Source organism: Actinoplanes sp. NPDC051537 (genome assembly GCF_055586105.1).
On record NZ_JBVJIU010000011.1, the window covers coordinates 56,204 to 78,884 of the forward strand.

19 protein-coding genes and 1 pseudogene are annotated in these 22,681 nt (G+C 71.7%); 1 reads left to right on the forward strand and 19 read right to left on the reverse strand.

What is annotated here, in order from left to right; all coding sequences use genetic code 11:
* The first annotated feature begins 27 nt into the window (after positions 1 to 27).
* Positions 28 to 735: an LON peptidase substrate-binding domain-containing protein gene (locus ACZ6TB_RS26570; protein ID WP_465558108.1), complete on the forward strand. Its 708-nt coding sequence runs from the start codon at positions 28 to 30 to the stop codon at positions 733 to 735.
* 183 nt (positions 736 to 918) lie between these two features.
* On the opposite strand, the gene ACZ6TB_RS26575 is transcribed toward ACZ6TB_RS26570, so the two are convergent.
* The 19 genes and pseudogenes from ACZ6TB_RS26575 to ACZ6TB_RS26665 form a co-directional block, all read right to left on the reverse strand.
* On the reverse strand, positions 919 to 1,524 hold the full coding sequence (locus tag ACZ6TB_RS26575) for a hypothetical protein (RefSeq protein WP_465558110.1): 606 nt from the start codon (positions 1,522 to 1,524) through the stop codon (positions 919 to 921).
* Between the two features lie 755 nt (positions 1,525 to 2,279).
* Complete coding sequence (gene dnaE / locus ACZ6TB_RS26580) at positions 2,280 to 5,816, reverse strand: DNA polymerase III subunit alpha (RefSeq protein WP_465558112.1); 3,537 nt, start codon at positions 5,814 to 5,816, stop codon at positions 2,280 to 2,282.
* 75 nt (positions 5,817 to 5,891) lie between these two features.
* Positions 5,892 to 7,316 carry a MinD/ParA family ATP-binding protein gene (locus tag ACZ6TB_RS26585; RefSeq protein WP_465558114.1) on the reverse strand — a complete coding sequence of 475 codons (1,425 nt, stop codon included), beginning with the start codon at positions 7,314 to 7,316 and terminating at the stop codon, positions 5,892 to 5,894.
* 171 nt (positions 7,317 to 7,487) lie between these two features.
* Positions 7,488 to 8,459 carry a hypothetical protein gene (locus tag ACZ6TB_RS26590; RefSeq protein ID WP_465558116.1) on the reverse strand — a complete coding sequence of 324 codons (972 nt, stop codon included), beginning with the start codon at positions 8,457 to 8,459 and terminating at the stop codon, positions 7,488 to 7,490.
* 16 nt (positions 8,460 to 8,475) lie between these two features.
* Positions 8,476 to 9,360, reverse strand: a complete 885-nt coding sequence (locus tag ACZ6TB_RS26595; protein WP_465558612.1) for an RluA family pseudouridine synthase — start codon at positions 9,358 to 9,360, stop codon at positions 8,476 to 8,478.
* 38 nt (positions 9,361 to 9,398) lie between these two features.
* On the reverse strand, positions 9,399 to 10,082 hold the full coding sequence (lspA, locus tag ACZ6TB_RS26600) for a signal peptidase II (RefSeq protein WP_465558118.1): 684 nt from the start codon (positions 10,080 to 10,082) through the stop codon (positions 9,399 to 9,401).
* On the reverse strand, positions 9,983 to 10,405 hold the full coding sequence (locus tag ACZ6TB_RS26605) for a TraR/DksA family transcriptional regulator (RefSeq protein ID WP_465558120.1): 423 nt from the start codon (positions 10,403 to 10,405) through the stop codon (positions 9,983 to 9,985). The genes lspA and ACZ6TB_RS26605 overlap by 100 nt, the downstream gene beginning before the upstream one ends.
* A 312-nt stretch (positions 10,406 to 10,717) precedes the next feature.
* Complete coding sequence (locus ACZ6TB_RS26610) at positions 10,718 to 12,256, reverse strand: potassium/proton antiporter (protein WP_465558122.1); 1,539 nt, start codon at positions 12,254 to 12,256, stop codon at positions 10,718 to 10,720.
* Positions 12,253 to 12,555: a DUF167 domain-containing protein gene (locus tag ACZ6TB_RS26615; RefSeq protein ID WP_465558124.1), complete on the reverse strand. Its 303-nt coding sequence runs from the start codon at positions 12,553 to 12,555 to the stop codon at positions 12,253 to 12,255. Before ACZ6TB_RS26615 ends, ACZ6TB_RS26610 begins: the two co-directional genes overlap by 4 nt.
* Positions 12,556 to 13,354: 799 nt before the next feature.
* Positions 13,355 to 13,564: pseudogene (locus ACZ6TB_RS26620) on the reverse strand (hypothetical protein); the annotation flags it as partial.
* Positions 13,565 to 13,596: 32 nt separating this feature from the next.
* The gene (locus tag ACZ6TB_RS26625; RefSeq protein WP_433302679.1) at positions 13,597 to 14,412 is read right to left on the reverse strand and encodes a DivIVA domain-containing protein; all 816 of its coding nucleotides are present in this window, start codon (positions 14,410 to 14,412) and stop codon (positions 13,597 to 13,599) included.
* Between the two features lie 42 nt (positions 14,413 to 14,454).
* On the reverse strand, positions 14,455 to 14,760 hold the full coding sequence (locus ACZ6TB_RS26630; protein WP_465558127.1) for a YggT family protein: 306 nt from the start codon (positions 14,758 to 14,760) through the stop codon (positions 14,455 to 14,457).
* Between the two features lie 36 nt (positions 14,761 to 14,796).
* Complete coding sequence (locus tag ACZ6TB_RS26635; RefSeq protein WP_465558129.1) at positions 14,797 to 15,519, reverse strand: cell division protein SepF; 723 nt, start codon at positions 15,517 to 15,519, stop codon at positions 14,797 to 14,799.
* Between the two features lie 191 nt (positions 15,520 to 15,710).
* Positions 15,711 to 16,421 carry a YggS family pyridoxal phosphate-dependent enzyme gene (locus ACZ6TB_RS26640; RefSeq protein ID WP_465558131.1) on the reverse strand — a complete coding sequence of 237 codons (711 nt, stop codon included), beginning with the start codon at positions 16,419 to 16,421 and terminating at the stop codon, positions 15,711 to 15,713.
* Positions 16,418 to 17,551, reverse strand: coding sequence for a cell division protein FtsZ (ftsZ, locus tag ACZ6TB_RS26645; protein ID WP_465558133.1), 1,134 nt, complete (start codon positions 17,549 to 17,551; stop codon positions 16,418 to 16,420). The genes ACZ6TB_RS26640 and ftsZ overlap by 4 nt, the downstream gene beginning before the upstream one ends.
* A 294-nt stretch (positions 17,552 to 17,845) precedes the next feature.
* Positions 17,846 to 18,616 (reverse strand): cell division protein FtsQ/DivIB, encoded by a 771-nt coding sequence (locus ACZ6TB_RS26650; protein WP_465558135.1) that lies wholly within the window; start codon positions 18,614 to 18,616, stop codon positions 17,846 to 17,848.
* A 4-nt stretch (positions 18,617 to 18,620) separates the two neighbouring features.
* Complete coding sequence (gene murC, locus ACZ6TB_RS26655) at positions 18,621 to 20,108, reverse strand: UDP-N-acetylmuramate--L-alanine ligase (RefSeq protein WP_465558137.1); 1,488 nt, start codon at positions 20,106 to 20,108, stop codon at positions 18,621 to 18,623.
* A 13-nt stretch (positions 20,109 to 20,121) separates the two neighbouring features.
* Positions 20,122 to 21,231 (reverse strand): undecaprenyldiphospho-muramoylpentapeptide beta-N-acetylglucosaminyltransferase, encoded by a 1,110-nt coding sequence (murG, locus tag ACZ6TB_RS26660; RefSeq protein ID WP_465558139.1) that lies wholly within the window; start codon positions 21,229 to 21,231, stop codon positions 20,122 to 20,124.
* The gene (locus tag ACZ6TB_RS26665) at positions 21,231 to 22,616 is read right to left on the reverse strand and encodes an FtsW/RodA/SpoVE family cell cycle protein (RefSeq protein ID WP_465558141.1); all 1,386 of its coding nucleotides are present in this window, start codon (positions 22,614 to 22,616) and stop codon (positions 21,231 to 21,233) included. Before ACZ6TB_RS26665 ends, murG begins: the two co-directional genes overlap by 1 nt.
* Positions 22,617 to 22,681 lie beyond the last annotated feature (65 nt).

The window sequence follows — 22,681 nt, forward strand, 5'->3', positions numbered from 1 at the left end:
TGGTGGGGTGGCCGATAGGCTGAGCTGGTGAGCGAGCGGCTGCCGGTGTTCCCGCTGGGTACGGTGCTGTTTCCCGGGCTTGTGCTGCCCCTGCACATCTTCGAGGAGCGATACCGCACGCTGGTACGCGAGCTCGTCGCCAGCCCGGTCGACGGCCCGCACGAGTTCGGCGTGGTAACTCTGCGCCGCGGCGCCGAGGCGCCCAGTCCCGAGGCCGAGGACGATCCGGAGCCGGAGCCCGCCGCCGTGCAGGCGAGCGATCTCTACCCGGTCGGGTGCACGGCCGAGCTGCGCCAGGTGACCGAGCTGCCCGACGGCCGCTTCGACATCATGACCGTGGGCCGCCGCCGCTTCCAGATACTCGACGTCGACAAGGGCGACGAGCCCTACCTGACGGCCAAGATCGAGTGGCTTCCCGACGAGGCCGCCGACGAGGTCGCGGCAATGCTGGCCCCGCGCGCCCTGGCCGCCTTCCGCACCTACCTGGACCTGCTGCGCCCCGACTCCGAGGTGCTCGACGCGGTGCCCGCCGACCCGACGGTCCTCTCCCACCTGATCGCCGCCACCGCCCAGCTGACCACCGACGAGCGCCAGCTGCTGCTGTCCGCCCCCGACACGGCAAGCCGCCTGCGCGCCGAGCTGAAGCTGCTCAACCGCGAGGCCGGCCTGCTGGCCCGGGTGCGCGCGGTCCCGGTGCCGCTTTCCGATCTGGCCCGCCCCGCCAGCCCGAACTGACCCTGCCCGGCTGACCGCGCGGGTCAGGCGCGGGGCGGCTCGGCACCGGTCAGGCGCGAGGCGGCTCGACACCGGTCAGGCGCGGGGGCGGCTCGGCGCCGGTCAGGCGCGGGGGCGGCTCGGCACCAGTCAGGCGCGGGGGCGGCTCGAAACCGGTCAGGCGCGGGGGCGGCTCGGCACCGGTCAGGCGCGGGGCGGCTCGGCGGACGTCTGCGGGTGGTGAGCCGCCTCGACGGCCTCGGGGCCGGGCTCCGCGGACTGATAGTCGCCGGGCCACGGGCCGGCGGCAACGGTGTTCGGTCCGTAGCCGGGTCTCGCGCCCGGGTTCTCCAGGTCGGGATCGTTCGACCAGCCGGCCAGCAGCGTCAGCACGATGGCGGCCGCGAACGCCGGCACCAGCATCGGCCCGGTCGAGTGCACCTCGGGCGGCGCCATGAAGGTCGCGCCGCGGGTGGCCGAGTCCTGCCACTGCTCGTAGGCGCTCTTCCCGATCATCTCCCCGACCCACGGCGCCACCAGATAGCCCGCCCCCAGCGTGCCCGCGACGACGCCGAGCAGCAGGAACGGCCCACGGTCCCGGCGCAGCAGCAGCCAGGCGACGACCGCGACGAGCAGCCCGAAGCCGAGCCCGAGGATCGTGAACCACCCGTCGGCCGCGATGTATTCTTCCGGCGACGGATCGTTGACGACGATGTTCTGCCCCGTGGCAATGACCGGTACGCTCGGCGCGATCCACGCCCAGAGCAGCCCGAGCGGCCCGCCGAGCGCCGTCACCACGGCCGCGCTCAAGACGGTGACCATCACGGTCCGCCGCCACGGCCGCCGCGTGGCCGGCCGCAGCCCCCACCACCGGCTGCCACCTTCGGGCCCGCTGGGATGGGCAAGCCCATAGCCGACGCCCTCGCCCCCGAACCCCGGCTGCCCGGCCCCGTCCCCCGCGCCGTAGAACTCACCGCCACCGGAAGCGCCCGCCGAGCCGTAAGACCCGCCCGCCCCGAACGGCTCGCCACCGGAAGCGCCCGCGCCGTAAGAGCCACCCGCGCCAAACGGCTCGCCGCCACCCGAAACGCCCGCCGAACCGCCCGCAGGCGCGGTCGCGTCGGCGCCGAACAGCCCGCCACCCGCAACCCCGTCCGGCCCACCTCCGCCGAAGGGCGCCGCGCCGCTGCCCGGCGACCCCAGCCCACCTGGCGACCTCGGCCCACCTGGCGACCCCGGCCCACCTGGCGACCCCGGCCCACCTGGCGACCCCGGCCCACCCGGCGACCCCGGCCCACCCGGCGACGGCGGCCCACCCGGCGACGGCGGCCCACCCGGCGACGGCGGCCCACCCGGAGATGCCGGCCCACCCGGAGATGCCGGCGGCCCGGAAGGGCCGTAGGCGGCGGGGTCGGCCGTCGGATCGACCGGCGGCCGGCCGGTGGGCTGGGGCTGCGCCGGCTCCTGGCTCGGGGCCGACTCCTGGCTCGGGTTCACCCTACGATCCTGCCAGGTCCCGCCGCGGACTGTCGGTCGTGCCCCGGACCGCCGTCATCACCAGGGCCTCAGGCCACCGCGGACGGGCCGAGGATCATCTTGAGGTCGGCGCGCAGGGCGGGCGTCGGCGCCACCCGCACGGCGCCCAGCCGCAGGACCGTCGTACGGCTGCCGTTCTGCAGGTGGACGTGCACCTCGGAGTCGCCCGGGTGGCTGGTCAGGATCTCCTTCAGCTCCGACACCAGCGGCGGCGTGCAGCGGGTGATCGGCATGGTCAGCGTGACCGGCTTGCTGTCGGGGTTGTGGCTGATGTCGGGCAGCGACATGTCCATCGCCATGATGCGCGGGGTGTCGTCGCGCCGGTCGACCCGGCCCTTCACCACCACGATCGCGTCCTCGGCGATGTACTGGCCGATCACCTCATACGTATTCGGGAAGAACAGCGTCTCCACGCCACCGGCCAGGTCTTCGAGGGTGGCCGACGCCCACGCCCGCCCCTGCTTGGTGATCCGCCGCTGCACGCCGGTGAGGATGCCGGCGAGCGTGACGACCTGCCCGTCCGGCACCGAACCCTCCTCGTTCAGCGAGGCGATCGAGGTGTCGGCCGAGTTGGCCAGCAGCTGCTCGAGGCCTGCCAGCGGGTGGTCGGAGACGTAGAGGCCGAGCATCTCCCGCTCGAAGGCCAGCTTGTCGCGCTTGTCCCACTCGCTGTCGCCGATCGTCGGCATCGCCACCGTGGCCGACGAGCCGCCCTCCGCGGTGTCGGCGAACGCCCCGAAAAGATCAAATTGCCCGGCCGCCTCGTTGCGCTTCACATCCGCGTACGCGTCGATCGCCTCGGCGTGCACGGCGAGCAGCCCCTTGCGGGTGTGCCCCATCGAGTCGAACGCGCCGGCCTTGATCAAAGACTCGATCGTCTTCTTGTTGCAGGCGACCGCGTCCACCTTGGAGAGGAAGTCGTAGAAGTCGAGGTACTCGCTCTTCTCCTTGCGGCACCGGGCGATCGCCTCGACCACGTTGTGCCCGACGTTGCGGACCGCGGCGAGACCGAACCGGATGTCCTTGCCGACCGGGGTGAACGGGCCGGCGGACTGGTTGACGTCGGGCGGGAGGACCTGGATGCCCATGCGCCGGCACTCGGCCAGGTACATCGCCATCTTGTCCTTGTCGTCGCCGACGCTGGTGAGCAGTCCGCCCATGTACTCGGCCGGGTAGTGCGCCTTGAGGTACGCCGTCCAGTAGGACACCAGCCCGTACGCCGCGGAGTGCGCCTTGTTGAACGCGTAGCCCGCGAACGGGACCAGCACGTCCCACACCGCCTGGATCGCCTCCTTGGAGTAGCCGCGCTCCATGCAACCCTGCTGGAACGGGCCGAACTCCTTGTCGAGGATCTCCTTCTTCTTCTTGCCCATCGCCCGGCGGAGCAGGTCGGCCTGGCCGAGGCTGTAGCCGGCGAGGATCTGCGCGGCGCGCTGCACCTGCTCCTGGTAGACGATCAGGCCGTACGTCGGCTCGAGGATCTCGCGCAGCGGCGCCTCGAGCTCGGGGTGGATCGGCGTGATGTCCTGCAGGTTGTTCTTGCGGAGCGCGTAGTTGGTGTGCGAGTCGACGCCCATCGGGCCGGGCCGGTACAGCGCCAGGACGGCCGAGATGTCCTCGAAGTTGTCCGGCTTCATCAGCCGCAGCAGCGACCGCATCGGGCCGCCGTCGAGCTGGAACACGCCCAGGGTGTCGCCGCGGGAGAGCAACTCGTACGCCGCCGGGTCGTCCAGCGGCACCTTCAGCAGGTCGAGGTCGAGCTCGTGGTTGAGCTTGATGTTCTTGACGGCGTCGTCGAGGATCGTCAGGTTTCGCAGGCCCAGGAAGTCCATCTTGAGCAGGCCGAGCGTCTCGCAGGTCGGGTAGTCGAACTGCGTGATGATCACGCCGTCCGAGGCCCGGCGCATCAGCGGGATGTGGTCGATGATCGGCTCGGCCGACATGATCACGCCGGCCGCGTGCACGCCCGTCTGCCGGATCAGGCCCTCGATGCCCCGCGCGGTGTCGATCACCTTTTTCACGTCGGGGTCCTGCTCGTACATCGTGCGGATCTCGCCCGCCTCGCTGTACCGCTTGTGCTCCTTGTCGAAGATGCCGGAGAGCGGGATGCCCTTGCCCATCACATCCGGCGGCATGGCCTTGGTGATCCGGTCGCCGACCGCGAACGGGAAGCCGAGCACCCGGGCCGCGTCCTTGATCGCGGCCTTGGCCTTGATCGTGCCGAAGGTGGCGATCTGCGCGACCTTGTCCTCGCCCCAGCGGTCGGTCACGTACTTGATGACCTCGCCCCGCCGGCGCTCGTCGAAGTCGATGTCGACATCGGGCATCGAGATGCGCTCGGGGTTGAGGAACCGCTCGAAGATCAGGCCGTGCGGCAGCGGGTCGAGGTCGGTGATGCCCATCGCGTACGCCACCAGGGAGCCCGCCGCCGAGCCGCGGCCGGGGCCGACCGCGATGCCGTTGCGCTTGGACCACTGGATGAAGTCGGCGACCACGAGGAAGTACGACGGGAAGCCCATCTGGATGATGACGCCGAGCTCGTACTCCGCCTGCTTGACGTGCGTGTCGGGGATGCCGTCGGGGAAACGGCGGCGCAGTCCCTCGTACGCCACCTCGCGGAAGTACTCCTCCTCGGTGCGGCCCTCAGGGATCGGGAACCGGGGCATGAGGTTCTTGAAGGTGAACATGCCGTCGGTGTCGACCTTCTCGGCCACCAGCAGCGTGGTGCGGCAGCCCTCCTGCCACGCGTCGGAGGAGTCGACCGCGCGCATCTGGTCGGCCGACTTCACGAAGTAGCCGTTGCCGTCGAACCGGAACCGGTTGGGGTCGGCCACGTTGCTGCCGGTCTGCACGCACAGCAGCACGTCGTGGGCCTCGGACTGGGCCTCGTGCGTGTAGTGGGAGTCGTTGGTGACCAGCGGCTTGATGCCGAGCTTCTGGCCGATCTCGAGGAGCCCGTCGCGGACCCGCTTCTCGATCGAGAGGCCGTGGTCCATGATCTCGAGGAAGTAGTTGTCCTTGCCCAGCGCCTCTTGGTATTTCGCGGCCGACTTGAGCGCCTCGTCGAACTGGCCGAGCCGCAGCCGGGTCTGCACGGCGCCGGACGGGCAGCCGGTGGTGCCCATGATGCCCTCGGCGTGCTCGGCGATGATGTCGAAATCCATCCGCGGGTACTTGCCGAGCTGGCCCTCCATCGACGCCCGCGAGTTGAGGCGGAAGAGGTTCTTCAGGCCGACCGCGTTGCGCGCCCACATCGTCATGTGCGTGTAGGCGCCGTTGCCGGAGACGTCGTCGCTCTTCTGCTCGGGACGGCCCCACTTCACGCGCGCCTTGTCGAGGCGGGACTCGGGCGCCACGTACGCCTCGACGCCGATCACCGGAATGATCTCGGCGGCCTTGGCCTGGGTGTAGAAGTCGTACGCCCCGTGCATGTTGCCGTGGTCGGTGATCGCCGCCGCCGGCATGCCCAGCCGCTTGGCCTCGGCCAACAGCTCCCTGACCCGGGCCGCCCCGTCGAGCATCGAATACTCGGTGTGCACGTGGAGATGCACGAACGAGTCAGACACCCGGGGCCCCCTTAAGTTGTGTGGACCCCGCGACTCTAGTCCGCCCCTACGACACTTTCGAGGGCCACACGCGGATCACTCGGCGAACGGCTCGACCATCATCGAGGCGGCCCGCAGCCACGCCTGCCGGGTCTCCGGCTGGAGGTCCTGGTACTCGATCGAGGACCCGACCTCGAGAGACGGGTCGTAGGGCACGATCGCCACCCCGCGCGTCCGGGTGGCGAAGTGCTTGGCGAAGTCGTCGAGCATCGGCAGCGGTCCCGGCGACGGGCACGAGATCAACGTCACCGCGTTCGAGACCAGGTCGCCCATGCCGCTCTCGTCGAGCACGTCGAGCATCCAGTCGGCGGTGAACGCGGCGTCCTCGCGCGGCACCGTGGTGATCACCAGCTGGTCGGCCTGGCGCATCACCGTCTGCCAGTTGACGCTCTCCACGTTGTTGCCGGTGTCGACGCAGATCACGTCGTGGGTGCGGCGCAGCAGGTCCATCACGCGACGGACCGTGTCCTGGTCGAGGCGGGCGGCGAAGCGCGGGTTCTCCTCGCCGGCGAGCACGTCGTACGACCCGTCGGAGGCGTGCCGCAGGTAGCTGTCGAGCTCGCTGAGCAGCCCGTCGCCGTGCAGCCCCTCGATCGTCATGAGGTCGGCCAGCAGGTGCTTGATCGTGCGGGCGTGCCGGGCGCTGCCGGCCCGCAGGCCGAGCGTGCCGCGCAGCTCGTTGTCGTCCCAGGCGAGCACGCCGCGGCCGCGGACGCTGCCGATGGTGGCCGCGGCCAGCACGGTCGCCGTGGTCTTGTGGACGCCGCCCTTGGGGTTGGCGAAGGCCAGCACGCGGGGCTTGCCGAGCTTGCGGCGCAGCACCGCGACGGCCCGGCCGAGCTCGTCGTCGGGCGCGGTCTGCCGCCACTCGATGCGGGCGCCGGCCGGCGAGGTGGGCGCCGGTGCGGGCGCGGGCGCCGGCGGCCGGACGGGCGCGGCCGCGGAGGCGCGGATCTGCGGGTAGTCGCGCGGCGCGGGCGGCGGGGGCGGCGCCACCGGCGTCGAGCGGGCGGGCGGCGCCGGGCTGAAGAAGCTGTGCGGCTGCTGCGCCGGGGCCTGGGGCGGGGCCGGGGCGGGAGCCGGAGCGGCGGCCTGCCGCGCCTGGTGACGGGGGTCGAGCGGGTTGATCGGAGGGCGCGGCGGCATCTGCCGGCGCGGCTCGTACGGCTGCTCGGGCGCCCGCTGCTCGAAGCCGTTCGCCGGCTGCTCGTACCCGCGCGGCTCCAGCGGGTTGTAGGGCCGGCGGCTCGGCAACGGCTGCCCGAACTGCTGCGGCGGGGCCTGCTGCGGTTCCGGCTCGGCCTCGGCCGGCTGCTCCTCGGCGTTGCGGGCACCATGCCGGGCGCGGTCGAGCAGCGCCCGCCAACGCGGGGCAGGTTCCGCAGGCCGGCCCCAGCCGGTCTCGGTCCCATCCACGGCTCGTCCTCCCTGCGCATTCAATCCCGGTGATACCCCGCCCATGACAGCCCATGACAGGCTACGGAGCGAAACCTGTTCGGGCCACTGCCCGACCGACCATCCCCGGTCATTCTCCTCGATCGAACCCCAGCGCCACGGTCGTGATCGACTGGCCATCCGTACGTTTCGCGGACGAGGGATCTAACGTGCGGACCGCGCTCGAGGTGCTGCCGATCATGAACTCGGCGGCCCTTGAGCAGCGCTCGCGAATGTGGCTGAAGGCACTGCAGGGCGTTCCTCGGGTGCCGGGACAGAGGGATCGGGCAGGGGGCGGATGCTCGCCGGTGAGTCGGATGTCACAGGGAGCCCGGACGAAGACAGTATCGGCGGGGGCCTCCGCGAGGCAATGGCTGAACCGTCGTTTGGCACAGGAATCGGAGATCCGCTCGGTTCCGCCGGGATCGTCCCGTCCTGCTCCGGCAGCGGCGGCCGGAACTCGGCCCGGTCGAGCTGCCGCACCTCGGGCGCGGGATCGACGGCTCTCACTCCGGGACGGTCCGCGACACCCTGCAACGCGGCGGGGGCGGCGCGGACCACGGCCGCGAAGACACAGGCGCAACCGCTGCGGTACGCGTCGGCCTCCGTCCCCGCCGTGCGAGCGGCCGACTCGTACGCCTTCCGGGCCCGCGCCGCGTTCGCGTCGTCCCCGCCGATCCGGCGGCCGAGCTGGAGGTACTCGGCCTTCTCCTGGTCGCGCTGGAGGGCCGCGTCGAGCATGCCCGACATGACGTCGGCCGGCAGCCGGTAGACCGGGATCCGCACCACCTGGGTGTGCTTCCCGGCGACCGGCACCCGGGTGTAGACCTGCGCGACCGCGGCGCCGTCGAACATCCGCGGCAGCGCCCCCGGCGGGACGTAGTCGTCGAGGCTCACCAGCGCCCAGGTGTCGCCGGCCGGCGGCGCCGACGGGTTCGTGAGGGCGGCCAGCTCGGAGCGGGAGGACCGGAGGTAGCCGGTGACCGACTGGCCCTGCACGACGCCGACCCGGATGACGTCGCCGGGGATGCCGGGGACGTCGTGGTCCCGCCGGCTCGCCCAGACGATGGCCAGCAACAGCACGGCGGCCGAGACGATCGCGAGCCCGATCATGGCCCGCAGCGTGACCGCGCTCATCATCGGCTCCCGCATCCGTTCCGCGGGACCCACGTGTTGCTCCCCGAGATCAGCTCGCGTCCTGAAGCACGTCCAACGCGTACTTCAGGTCATCAGGGTAGTCGCTGACGAACCGAACCTCATCGTGCGTTCGGGGGTGGAGGAACCCCAATTCTCGGGCGTGCAGCCACTGCCGGCTCAGCTTGAGGCGGGCCGCGAGCGTGGGGTCGGCGCCGTAGGTGAGGTCACCGACGCAGGGGTGCCGCATGGCCGAGAAGTGCACCCGGATCTGGTGGGTACGGCCGGTCTCGAGCTTCACGTCGACCAGGCTGGCGGCGCGGAACGCCTCGAGCGTGTCGTAGTGGGTGACGCTCGGCTTGCCGGTGGACATCACCGCGTACTTGTAGTCGGCGGTGGGGTGCCGGTCGATCGGCGCGTCGATGGTGCCGCGCAGCGGGTCGAGGTGGCCCTGCACGACCGCGTGGTACCGCTTGTCGACCTCGCGCTCCTTGAAGGCGCGCTTGAGCACGCTGTACGCGATCTCGCTCTTGGCCACCACCATCAGCCCCGTGGTGCCGACGTCGAGCCGGTGCACGATGCCCTGCCGCTCGGCGGCGCCGCTGGTCGCGACGTTCTGCCCCATCGCCGCCAGGCCGCCGATCACGGTCGGACCGGTCCAGCCGGGGCTCGGGTGGGCGGCCACGCCGACCGGCTTGTCGACCACGACGATGTCGTCGTCGCTGTAGACGATGGTCAGCCCGGTCACCGGCTCGGCCACGACCACGGGCGCGCTCACCGGGGCGGGCAGGGTCACCTCGAGCCACGAGCCGGCCGCGACCTTGTCCGACTTGGGCCGGGGGTAGCCGTCGACCAGCGCGTCGCCGGCCTCGACCAGGCTGGCGGCGGCCGTGCGGGACAGCCCGAAGAGCCGGGAGACCGCCTGGTCGAGTCGCATGCCGTCCAACCCGTCGGGCACCGGCAGGGAGCGCTGGGTCACGACGCCGGTTCCGCCTTCTTCCGTACGGCCTTCCGGCCGTCCCGCTGCCGGCCGGTGAGCTCGAGCACGACCGCGAGCGCGACGCCCACCGAGAGGCAGCTGTCGGCGATGTTGAAGACGGCGAACTTCTCCGCGTACGGCGCGAAGAGGCTGATCATGTCGACCACGTGGCCGCGGAACGGGCCGGGGGCGCGGAACAGCCGGTCGGCGAGGTTGCCGAACGCGCCGCCGAGCACCAGCCCGAGCGAGATCGCCCAGGGCAGGGAGCGCAGCCGCGTCGCCATGTAGACGATCCAGCCGATGACCACCAGCGTGATCACCGGGAACACCCAGGTGTGCTGGCTGCCCATGCTGAACGCCGCCCCGCTGTTGCGCAGCAGCGACAGGTAGACCAAGCCACCGAGGATGCGCACCGGCTCGCCCTCGGTCAGGTGCTCGGTGCACAGCCACTTCACCCACTGGTCGAGCGCCACGGCGAGCACGGCCGTGATGCCGAGCACCGCCACGGCACGGCCACTGAACCGGGGCCGTGCCTCCGGCTCGGGCCGCACCGCGGTCACGCCCTCCGCCTCGTCAGCGTTCAGCGTCGTTCCTCCAACTGCTTGCAAGCCACACAGAGAGTCGCGGACGGGAACGCCGCCAGTCGCTCGACCGGGATCGGGTTGCCGCACCGCTCGCACCAACCGTAGTTCCCCTCGCCGAGGCGGTCGATGGCGCGTTCCACCTGTGTGATCCGCTCGAGCAGATTGTTGGCGAGAGTGATCTCCTGCTCGCGCTCGAACGTCTTGGTCCCGGTGTCGGCCTGGTCGTCCCCGGCCGAGTCGGCGAGCCGCTCGCGCTGGAGGTCGGAGATCTCGGTGAGCGACTGGTCGTACTCGGACTGCAGCTCGTCGCGGCGTTCGGTCAACGCCACCCGGATCTTCTCCGTCTCGGCGGCGCTGCGGGTCCGCTTCGTGGCGGCCTTGGCGGTCGTGGCGGTCCTGGTCTCGGTTGCCTTGGCCATAGTCGCTCCCTCGGCCGCACCCCCCGGCGCGGCGATCAGCGTTCGTCGGGACGGGCGAGCGTGCTGCCCGCCTGTCCCCTTTGTCGTGCCGGAGAAGCGCCCGGCAGTCGGCGCCGCGAGCCCGACGCCGCCGTAGATCTTGCCCCACCTGCACAAACGGCGCGGCTGAACCGTCAGCCGCGCACTCCGGAGGGTGGCAAGGATACGGAACGTATCGGGGAGCGACAACACGGGCACCCGATCTTGGCCCGACAAAGGTCGTAAATCTCCCAGTCGGATACCCGACCGTTCCCGATTCGATGCCGGACCGCCTCATCGAGCCGGTTCTTCCCGCCCCTCCTCGCCGAACCAGCGGGCCAGCCGGCCGCGCCGGCTCACCGCCCGCAGCCGCCGCTCGGCCACGTCGCGCACGGCCGCCGTGGTCACGATGAGCAGGGCGTCCCCGGTCCGCAGCCGGGTGTCGGGACCGGGCACGAAGCCGGCGCCGTCCCGCACCACCAGCGTCACCGAGGCCCCGACCGGCAGCCGCAGCTCGTCGATGTAGACCCCGGCCAGCCGGGAGCCGGGCGCCACGTCGAGCTGGAGCAGGTCGGCGTGCATGTTCTCGAGCGGCGCCGTCTCCACATGGATCTCGGCGGGCTCGTCCGGCGCGGTCACCCCGAGCAGCCGGGAGGCCGGGCCGAGGGTGCTCGCCTGCACCAGCGTGAAGATGATGACCAGCAGGAAGACGGCGTCGAACAGCCCGTCCGCCCCGGCGGTGCCGGCCGAGAGCGGAATGGTGGCGAGCACGATCGGCACCGCGCCGCGCAGCCCGGCCCAGGAGAGGAACGCGGTGCCGCGCCAGCCGACGCGGTTGCCGGGACGGCGGGGGCCACGCACCGGGCGGGCCAGCACCGCCGCCACGATCACCGACAGCGGCCGGGCCAGCAGCACCAGCGCCAGGCCCACGACCAGGGCCGGCACCAGCGCGCCGCTCAGCCGCTCGGGCGAGGCGAGCAGGCCGAGCAGCACGAACAGGCCGATCTGGGCGAGCCAGGCGAGCCCGTCGGCGAAGCCGAGGACGGCCCGGCGGTGCGGCAGGCGGCCGTTGCCGAGCACCACCCCGGCCGCGTAGACGGCGAGGAAGCCGGAGGCGTGCGCCACCGCCCCGGCCGCGTACGCGAGCACGGTGAGCCCGACCGCGGCGATCGGGTAGAGCCCGGCCGAGGGCAGCGCGGCGTGCCGGAGCGTCCAGCGGCCGGCCGCGCCCACGGCCAGCCCGATCGCGGCCCCGGCGGCCAGCTCGTAGATCACCAGCAGCACCTCGTACCACCAGGGATGCCCGACCTCGGCCGTAGCGCTCAGCAGGACCACCAGGATCACCACCGGGGCGTCGTTGAGTCCCGACTCGGCCTCGAGGGTGGCCACCAGCCGCGGCGGAAGGCGCAGGCGGCGCAGGGTGGCGAAGACGGCGGCGGCGTCGGTCGAGGACAGCACGGCGCCGTAAAGCAGCGCCAACTGCCAATTCAGACCAAGGATCAGATGTACGCAGAGGCCGACCACCGCGATGCTGACCAGCACCCCGACGGTCGCCAGCGACGCGCTCAGGCCGAGCACCGGACGCAGCGTGCTCCACCGGGCGGTCAGGCCACCCTCGGCGATGATCAGGATGAGCGCGCAGAAGCCGAGCGTGCGGGTCAGCTCGGCGTCGTCGAAGCGGATGCCGAAGCCGGACTCGCCGATGATCATGCCGAGCAGCAGGTAGACGAGCAGGCTGGGGAGGCCGACCCGGGTCGAGAGACGCACCGCGGCCACCGCCACCAGCAGCACCGCCGCCCCGATGAGCAGCGCGAGGTCGAGGTTTCCCGTCACGGGGCTCCGGCGCCGTCGCGCAGCTCGGCCAGGCGGGCCTGGATCTCGTCGCCGGCCGGCACCGTGAAGACCTTGTCCCGGCTCGTCGCGCCGACCCGCAGCGTCACGTCCCCGGCCCGCACCGCCAGGGCGCCGGCGAGCGCCCGGCGCACCGCCTCGGTGGCCTTGCCGTCGACGGCGGGCGCGCTCACCGCCACGATCAGCGCGGGACCGTGCGGGCCGTCGTAGCGCCCGCCGACCCGGTTGCGCCCCGCGCCGGGACGAACGCGGACGGCGACGGAAAGACCTCCGGAAACCATGCCCCATTGTGCCGATCACCGGGTGCGGCGAGGCACCCCCACCACCCCCACGATCCCCACCCTCGTCACTGGGTGGGGCCGAGACTAGAACCCGGCTACGACATTTCCCCCACGTTGTCCCCAGCCGGGCAACTCAGTGGCGAACGGCGGCGGCGACCAGCCGGTCGACCGGGCGGCACAGGCCGCAGGGGCTGAAGCCGAGTTCGACCGCCTCGTTCACCGGGATCGGCTCGGTGAGCCGGCCGAGCAGGTGCGGGCAATCGGAGAGGTGATAGCGGGGCCGTCCGTCGACGACCAGCACCTCGGCGTCGAGGCGGGCCACCCGCACGGCGTCGGACGGGCTGACCGACTGCGGCAGCGGCTCGTCCGCGGGGTCGTCGTCGTCCGCCTCGGCGAACTCGTCCTCCTCCTCCGCGACCGGCTCGTCGAACGCGGGCTCGGCGTGCGTCCGCCACGGCGGCTCGTCGTCGGAGAAGTCGTCCTCGGCCCGGGCCGCGTTGATCGCGTCGGCAGCGCGGTCGTAGTCGGGCTCGGCGGCAAGGTCGTCGTCGCGGCGCGCACCCGGGGCGCCGGCCATGCCCGCGGCGGCCATTCCGGCGGCGGCGTCGCGGCGGCCGGCCTCGAAGGCCTCGCGCTCGGCGGCGTACGGGTCGTCGTCAAGATTTTCGTTGCGAAGATTTTCGTCGAGTCGATCATCGACCGCGTCGAGGCGGACGGTTTCCCGTCTATCTGACAAATCGGACTCGGCCGATTCGGCGGCGAACACGGGCTCGGGCCCGGCAAAATCGTCGGTGCCGGCGGACTCCGCGGCGAACTCGGGAGCGGCGGGTCCGGCCTCGCCGGCGGCCGCGCGGCGACCGGCGTTCTGGCGCGCGCCGATGACCAGGGCGACCGCGGCCAGCAGGCTGGCCACGATCGAACTGATCAGGAGGGTGCTCGATCCGCCGGTGAGGCCCAGCGCGAGCAGCGTCACCGCGACGAGGATGAGCAGCAGGCTAACAACGATCATGGCTCATCCTCGTCGTGGCGCCGGAGGGAAGATCAGCGTCCGGACTCGATGGCGCCGGTACGGCTGCCGCCGTACGACCCGGCGAGACCGGCCGCCGCGAGACCGCCGGAACCGCCGACCGCCCGGCTCGAGTCGGCACGCGACATCTCGGCCTCGAGGCCCTGGCCCCGGCCGTCGAGATCGCGCAGCTGGCTCTCCAGGTAGGCCTTCAGCCGCGTGCGGTACTCCCGCTCGAACTGCTTCAGCTCCTCGATGTGCTTCTGCAGCGCGGTCCGCTTCGCGTCCAGGCCGCCCATGGCTTCCTGGTGACGCTGGCGGGCGTCGCGCTCGAGGGCATCGGCCTTCGCGCGGGCCTCGCGGGTGACCTCCTCGGCCTTGGAGCGGGCGTCGGAGAGAAGCTTGTCGGCTTCGCGGCGGGCGTCGGCGACGTGGTCGTCGGCGGTGCGCTGGGCCATCATGAGCACCCGCAGCGCCTGCTGCTCGCCGTCGCCGGTGCCACCGGCGGGAGCGCCGACCGGGCCCTGGGCCCGGACCTGCTCCAGCTCGGCCTGCATCTGGCGCGCCGCCTGCTCGGCCTGAGCCTTGTCCCGCTGCACACGGTCGAGCTGGGCCTTGACGTCGTTGAGCTCGGCCGCGAGACGGGGGTCGGCGCCCGAGACGGCTGGCGCGCCGCCTCGTCCACCGCGCTCCACCTGGGCGCGCAGCTCGTTGTTCTCCTCGATCAGACGGGCGAGCTCGCGCTCGACCTCATCCAGGAAGGCGTCGACCTCCTCCTCGTCGTACCCCCGCTTGCCGATCGGGGGCTTCTTGAAGGCGACGTTGTGCACGTCGGCCGGGGTCAGCGGCATCGAAACTCCTCGGGTCAGTTGCGGCCGCGGTGGGGCTGCTGTCTAGCTGTACGCGATGATCAGGCTTTGAAGCACGAATGTCATGAGCACGAACAGGATAACCAGCAGCACGATGAAAGCCAGGTCCAAGCTCACGTTACCAATGCGCAGCGGTGGGATCACACGCCTCAACGCCTTGAGAGGCGGATCGGTGACGGTCCACACCGTTTCGAGTGCCGCCGAGGCGCCCCGGCCGGGCTGCCACCGCCGTCCGTACTGGAGCACCGCCGACAGGACGAACCTGGCCAGCAGGACCAGAAAGAAAAGGTAGACGATGAGATAAAGGATCTGGAAAAGGATCGACAGCACGTCTGAGTGTCCCCCGGTCGGGTCAGATCTGCCGGGTCAGCTCTGGTTGAAGAACCCACCCTCGGCGATCTTGGCCTTGTCCTCCGCGGTGACCTGGACATTTGCCGGCGAGAGCAGGAAAACCCGGTTGGTCACGCGCTCGATCGTACCGCGAAGACCGAACGCCAGACCGGCCGCGAAGTCGACTAGCCGCCGGGCGTCTCCTTCATCCATCTCGGTGAGATTGATGATGACCGGAACGCCGTCCCGGAAGTGCTCGCCGATGGTCCGCGCTTCCCGGTATGTGGTCGGGTGAAGCGTGGTGATCTGGTACCGCTGCTCCTCCTCGACCGGCCGCGCCTGGGGCTGGGGAGTGTGCACCTGCTGCGGCGCCAGGGCGAGATTGTCGCGGGTCGCGTAGCTCAGCGGAGTCGCCGCATCGCTCGACGTGGTCGACCGCGTGATGGAACGCACCCGGGCCCGATCCCCGGTTTCCACCCGATCGTGGTCGTCCAGATCGGCCCGGGAGAGCCGCTCGGAGATTCGCGCCCGGTCGCTGCGGGCGCGCGGCACCGACCGCTCCTCCTCGACGTCGTCCTCCTCGTCGGCGAACTCGTCGGCGTAGCGGTCGGACGAGTACCGGTCGCGATCCCGATCACGGTCGCGGTCGCGGTCACGGTCGCGGTACGAGGTCTCGCGGTAGCCGCGGTCGTCGTAGCCGCGGTCGTCGTCCTCCTCGACGAGGCCCAGCCAGACGCCCGCCTTCCGAAGCGCGCTCATGCCCCCACCTCATTCCGCACCTGGGCGAAAGTGCCGACCCGACCAGCCATGTCCCCCACCTTTGTCCGCTGCGCGGCCCGCACCCCCTCGGCGTACCGCAGTCCCCCCTTGCACGAGCCGGCAGTCCGAAACGGACTGAGGCGACCCGCGGTGTTAAATAACACCTATGTAGTTTGCTGCCCGCCGCAAGGCTACCGCAGCGGGTTTCGCATTCCGAGCAAAGAAGTGCCGATCCGGACGTGTGTCGCGCCGTGCCGGACGGCCGCCTCGAGGTCGCCGCTCATCCCGGCCGACAGCGCGGTCGCGGCCGGATGCGTCGCCACCAGCCGCGCCGACAGCGCGGCAAGCTGCTCGAACGCCCGGTCCGCGTCCCATTCCAGGGGAGCGACCGCCATCAGTCCGCCCAGACGCAGCGCCGCCGACCCGGCCACCGCGTCGGATATCCGCCAGAGATCGTCGCCGATCGCTCCGCCCCGGGACGGATCGCCGTCGATGCTCACCTGGATCAGAATTTCCAGTTGTTTCGACCGCTCGGCCGCGGCCTTCTCGAGTGCCTCCGCGAGCCGGACCGAGTCGACCGACTCGACCACGTCGGCGTACTCGGCCACCGACCTCGCCTTGTTCCGCTGCAACTGGCCGATGAAATGCCACCGCGGCTTCGCGCCCTCGGCCCGGACCTCGGCGGCCTTGGGCGCGGCCTCCTGGTCCCGGTTCTCCCCGACGTCGGTGACGCCGAGTCCGGCCAGCAACACGACGTCGCTGGCCGGATAGGTCTTGGTCACGGCGACCAGGGTGACCTCCTCCGCCGGCCGCCCCGCGGCCGAACAGGCGCGGGTGATCCGCTCACGAACCTCGGCAAGCGAGGCGGCGAGCTCGTCGCGGCGACCGGCGGCGGCGGTCACGATCCGTTCTTGAGGAAGTCCGGCACGTCCACATCGTCGAAGAGCACCCGGCGCGGCGTCTGCACCGGCGCGGCCGGCACCGTCGTCGTGTGCACCGGGGCCGTGCTGGCCGCGGCCGGGGTCGCGGCCGGCTGCGCCGGCGCCGAGACCTTCCGGGACGGCTCGGCCGGCTTGTACGACGGGGTGCCGCCGTCGAACCCGGCCGCGATCACGGTGACCCGCACCTCGTCGCCGAGGGCGTCGTCGATGACCGCGCCGAAGATGATGTTCGCGTCCGGGTGGGCCGCGTCGGTGACCAGCTGGGCCGCGTCGTTGATCTCGAACAGGCCGAGGTCGGACCCGCCGGCGATGGAGAGCAGCACGCCGCGCGCGCCGTCCATGCTCTGCTCGAGCAGCGGGCTGGAGATCGCCTTCTCGGCCGCCTCGACCGCGCGGTTGTCGCCGCGGGCCGAGCCGATGCCCATGAGCGCGCTGCCGGCGCCGCTCATGACGCTCTTGACGTCGGCGAAGTCCAGGTTGATCAGACCCGGCGTGGTGATCAGGTCGGTGATGCCCTGCACGCCGGAGAGCAGCACCTGGTCGGCCTGGCGGAACGCGTCCATCATGCTGATGCCGCGGTCGCCGAGCGCGAGCAGCCGGTCGTTCGGGATCACGATGAGGGTGTCGCACTGGTTGCGAAGCTCGTCGATGCCCGACTCGGCCTGGACCTGGCGCCGCTTGCCCTCGAACGAGAACGGCCGGGTGACCACCCCGATGGTGAGCGCGCCGAGCTTGCGGGCGATGTTCGCCACCACGGGCGCGCCGCCGGTGCCGGTGCCGCCGCCCTCGCCGCACGTCACGAAGACCATGTCGGCGCCCTTGAGCACCTCTTCGATCTCGTCGCGGTGGTCCTCGGCGGCGTTCTTGCCGACCTCGGGCTGGGCGCCGGCGCCGAGTCCGCGGGTGAGCTCCCGGCCGACGTCGAGCTTCACGTCGGCATCACTCATCAACAGCGCCTGGGCGTCGGTGTTGATCGCGATGAACTCGACACCCTTGAGCCCCACCTCGATCATGCGGTTCACGGCGTTGACGCCGCCGCCGCCGATCCCGACGACCTTGATGACCGCCAGGTAGTTGTGTGGAGGTGTCATCAGGGCTCAGCCTTCCCTTCCGGGGTTGGCGGATGTCGTGGGCCCCGTGCGGTCCGGCCAGGAACCGCAGCTCGACATCCGCTGCCGTGCAAGGGAGGGCGAGGAAACCCTCACCCTCTACTAGAGGCTTAGGGTTATGTCAACCATTCAACCTCTGGAGGCAACGTAAGCGGCGGACAGGCGTCAACCAAGGACCGGCGCGGCGTGTCGAGGCCCGCGTGCGTGGCGAATATCCGACGCGGCCGTAACCTCTGACAAAATACGCCGTTCCTGCCCTTATGTCCGAAAAATCCGTTATCGGATCGTGACGACCGTGGGCGCGCTGACGTCGATCTCCTTACCCGCCTTCTTGAGCAGCGCGGTCGCGACCTGGCTCTTCGTGTCGCTCGCGGTATCGTCGCCCCAGACCACCGTGCGGTCCTTGCTCAGCTCGAGCTTGATCTGCGCGGGAGCGGCGGCCGAGACCGCCACCAGCTGCTCGCGCAGGTCGGGGCTGAGCGCCGTGAGCACCTTGAGGGCCGATCTCGTGTTCACGTCGGACGGACCGGGCGTGGCCAGGCGCATCAGCGGGAGGCCGTCGGGCTTCTTGGCGACTTCCCGGTACGCCACCCCGGTCCCGTCGATCAGCTGGAGCTTGCCCGGGGCGGTCGGCACGGCCGCGACCGGCGTGCGCTCGACCACCTCGATCACGACCGTGGACGGCCAGCCGCGCTTGACGGTCACCCGGTCGACCGCGGGGATGGCCCGCACCCGGGAGCGGACGCCGTCGAGGTCGACCCGGGCCAGCGGCTCGTCGGCCGGCACCGCCGCCGCGTCCTGCACCTGCACCGGGCTGATCAGCTGGACGCCGACCACCTTGACGTCGCGCACGCCGAGCACCGACGTCCCGTAGACCAGCCAGGTCAGCGCGCCGGCGATCACCAGCACGCCGGCCGCCGCCGCCCACGGGACGGCGGCCTTGAGCCGGCGCTGACGGGCGCGCGCCATGAACCGCCGGGCCGAGGACGGCACCGCGTCGGTGTTCGCCCGGACCAGCCGCCAGTTGCGCCCGCCGCCCCCGCTCATGCCGTCACTCCTCCTGCGCGTCCTCGCCCGAGAGCGCGTCCTCGCCCGAGAGCGCGTCCTCGCCCGAGAGCGCGTCCTCGCCCGCGAGCGCGGCCAGCAACTCGTCGCCCATCAGCGAGATCGGCGGCGCCCCCATGGTCACGACCACGTCGCCCGGCCGGCTGCGGCGCACGACCTCGGCCGGCACGTCCTCCCAGTCGGGCACGAAGACCTTCTGCCCCGCCGGCAGGTCGATGGCCGCGGTCAGCGCGACCCCGCCCTCGCCCGGCTGGCGCACCTCACCCGGCCCGAAGACCTCCATGACGATGGTCTGGTCGGCGATCGACAGCGCCTCGGCCAGCTCGGCCTGCAGGTCGCGGGTGCGATAGACGCGGTACGGCTGGAACACCACCAGCAGCTTGCCGTCGCCGGCCACCTCGCGCAGGGTCAGCAGCGCCGCCTTGACCGAGGTCGGGTGGTACGCGTACTCGTCGTAGACCCGCACGCCGGCCGCGATGCCCTTGCGCTCGAAGCGGCGCCGGACGCCGGGGAACGACGCCAGCGCCTCGGTGATCTTGTCGAGCGGGATGCCCAGGCGCAGCGCGGTGAGGACGGCCGCCGCGCTGTTGAGGCCCATGTGCCGGCCGGGCAGCGCCAGCTTGATCTCGCCGAGCGGGGCACCGTCCAGGAACGCCTGGTAGCGCACGCCGCTCACGGTCGACACGACGTCGGAAACCCGCAGATCGGCCGACGGGCTTTCGCCGTACGTGTAAACCGTTCGTCCGGAGGCGCGCAGCGCGGCGATCAGCTCCACCGTCCCCGGATCGTCGGCACAGGTGACGACGAAGCCGGAGTCGTCGGTCAGATTGGCGAACTGGAGGAAGCCCGCCTTCAGGCCGTCCAGGTCGCCCCAGTTGTTGAGGTGGTCGGCCTCGATGTTCGTGATGATCGCGACGTGCGGCCGGTAGATCAGGAACGACTTGTCGCTCTCGTCGGCCTCGGCCACGAAGTGCGGCCCGGTGCCGTGGTGACCGTTCGAACCGGCCTCGGAGATCTCGCCGCCGATCACGAACGACGGGTCCTGGCCGGCGTGCTGGAGGATCACCGTCATGATCGACGTGGTGGTGGTCTTGCCGTGGGTGCCGGCCACCGCGATCGTCTGCCGGTTGGTCATGGCGGCCGCGAGCGCCTCGGAGCGGTGCATGATCCGCAGGCCGCGGCGGCGGGCCTCGACCAGCTCGAGGTGGTCGTGCGGGATCGCGGTCGAGTAGACCACCGTGTCGACGCCGTCCAGGTTCTCCGCGACGTGCGACATGTGCACGGTGCCGCCGAGCGCGCGCAGGGCGGCCAGCGCCGGCCACTCGCGCAGCTCGCTGCCGGAGACCGGAACGCCGCGGGTGAGCAGCAGGCGGGCGAGGCCGCCCATGCCGACGCCGCCGATGCCGATGAGGTGCACGCTGCCCAGGTCCTCGGCGGTCAACTCGCCGGCCGGGGTGAGCTCCGCGGTGTTCACTGGTGAATCCCCTTCATCGCTTGGCCACCGCTTCCAGGACGAACTCCAACAGGGCCTCGTCACCGTCGCGGCGTCCGTACCGCGATGCGGCCGCGCCCATCATCGCGAGCCGCTGCCGGTCGCGTGCCAACGGGATGATGTGCTGCTCGATCCACTCGGGGGTGAGCTCGCTGTTGTCGACCAGGACGCCGCCGCCCGCCTCGACCACGGGCAACGCGTTGCGCCGCTGCTCCTGGTTGCTGTGCGGGTAGGGCACGTAGACCGCGGGCACGCCGAGCGCGGTCGTCTCGGCCACCGTGATCGCGCCGCCCCGGCACAGCATGAGGTCGGCGGCCGCGTAGCCGAGCTGCATGTCGGAGAGGTACGGAATCACCACGTACGGGACCGGGAGATCGTTCGGCACCTCGAAGGGCTCGTTGCGCCCGCCCTGCACGTGCAGCACCTGGACGCCGGCGTGCGCGAGCCGCTTGGCCGCCGCCGCCACCGCCAGGTTGATGGTGCGCGCGCCGGACGAGCCGCCGGAGACGAACAGCACCGGCAGGTCGGGGCGCAGGCCGAACTGGTAGAGCGCCTGCGGGCGCAGCGCCGCGCGGTCGAGGTGCGAGATGGCCGTGCGCAGCGGCACGCCGACGACCCGGGCGTCGCGCAGGGACTCGGCCTGCTGCGGCTGCTGCGGGAAGCCGACCGCCACGTTCTTGGTGAACTTCATGCCCATCCGGTTGGCCACGCCCGGCGGCACGTTCACCTCGTGGATGACGATGGGCAGCTCGCGCCGCCACGCCGCCAGGTACGCCGGGACCGACACGTACCCGCCGAAGCCGACCACCACGTCGGCCTGCACCTCGTCGAGGATCCGGCCGGCCGCGTGCGCCGACTTCCACATCCGGTCGGGGGTGCGCAGCAGGTTCATGTTGATCGAGCGGGGCAGCTGGAACGCCGGGATCACGCGCAGGTCGTAACCGGCCGGCGGGATCAGCTCGTTCTCCATGCCCTTGGGGCTGCCCAGCGTCGTGATGCGCACGCCGGGGAAATGCCGCCGCAGCGCGTCGGCGAAGGCGAGCAGCGGGTAGATGTGACCGCCGGTGCCTCCCCCGGCGAGCACGACCGACCGCAGCGAGCTCATCACCGTCTCCTTCCGGCCCCCGCGCCCTCGGGCGTCCGGCCGGACTTCGGACCCGGCTGCCGTTGCGGGGGAAGCGGCGGCAGCGGGGCCCAGACTAGCCGTACCCACTTCGAGGGCGGACGGGCGTTCAGGGCCTTGGCCGCGTCCGGCTCGGCGCGGGCGAACGAGGCGAGCATGCCGATCGCCGCGAGGGTCACGACGAGGGCACTGCCACCAGCGGAGATGAACGGGAGCGGGACACCGGTGATGGGCAGCATCTTGGTGACGCCGCCGATGTTGATGACGGCCTGGGTGACCAGCCAGGTGGTGATCGCGGTGGCGGCCAGGCGGCGGAACGGGTCGGCCGAGCGGCGGGCGATCCGGAAGCCGGTGTACGCCAGCACCGAGAACAGCGCCAGGATCACCGAGCAGCCGACCACGCCCAGCTCCTCGGCCACCACGCCGAAGATGAAGTCGTTGGACGCCTCGGGCAGCCAGTTCCACTTGAGCACGCTCTTGCCGAGGCCGACGCCGAACCAGCCGCCCTCGAAGATCGCCGAGCGGGCCTGGATGATCTGGTAGCACTCGTCGGCGAGGTTGCACTTCTCGATCGGCTGCAGGAAGTTCGTGAGCCGGGCGAGCCGGTAGTTCTCCCCGCCGGCCGTGCCCGAGCCGGCGCCGCCCGAGGCCGCGGCGATCAGCAGGCCGACGCCGGCCAGGCCGAGCACCCCGAGCGCGGCGAAGACCCGCAGGCGTACGCCCGCCGCCCAGAGCAGGCCGACGATCAGCGCGAGCAGAACCAGCATGGTGCCCAGGTCGTTGTAGCCGACCAGCACGAACAGCAGGCCGACCACCGGGAACAGCGGGCGGGCCAGCTCGCGCCAGTGGCCGAGCGCCGGGCCCTTGCGGGCGATCACGTCGGCGCCCCACAGCACCATGCCGAGCTTGGCCAGCTCGGCCGGCTGGAGGCCGACCGGGCCGAAGTACAGCCAGAGCAGCTCGGCGTGCACCGGGCCGATCGCGGAGCGGCCGAGCACGCCGACCGAGTGCAGCGCGCCGAGCAGGTCGAGGAGGGCGAGCAGCACGACCGCCGCGCCGAGGATGTACTTGCCGAGGTCGCGCAGGGTGCCGGCGGGCAGGCGCTGGCAGATCCAGAAGGCCACGAGCCCGAGCAGCGCGTACACGGTCTGGTTGGCGATCGCCGAGAAGGCGTTCCCGTTCTCCTCGTACGCCTTCACGCTCGTCGCCGAGAAGACCATGGTGAGCCCGATCAGCAGCAGCAGGCCCGAGCAGGCGATCAGCAGGTAGTACGAGGAGAGGGGTCGCGCGAGCAGCCCGTGCACGGCGGGCAGGAGCTGCCTGCTGAGCGACGGGCGAGCCACCTTTTGTGTCCGGTCGTCCGCCATGGACACATCATCGTGCGGGCGACACGCCAGCCGTGGTCACGTCGCTGGCGTGTCGCGTCGCAATG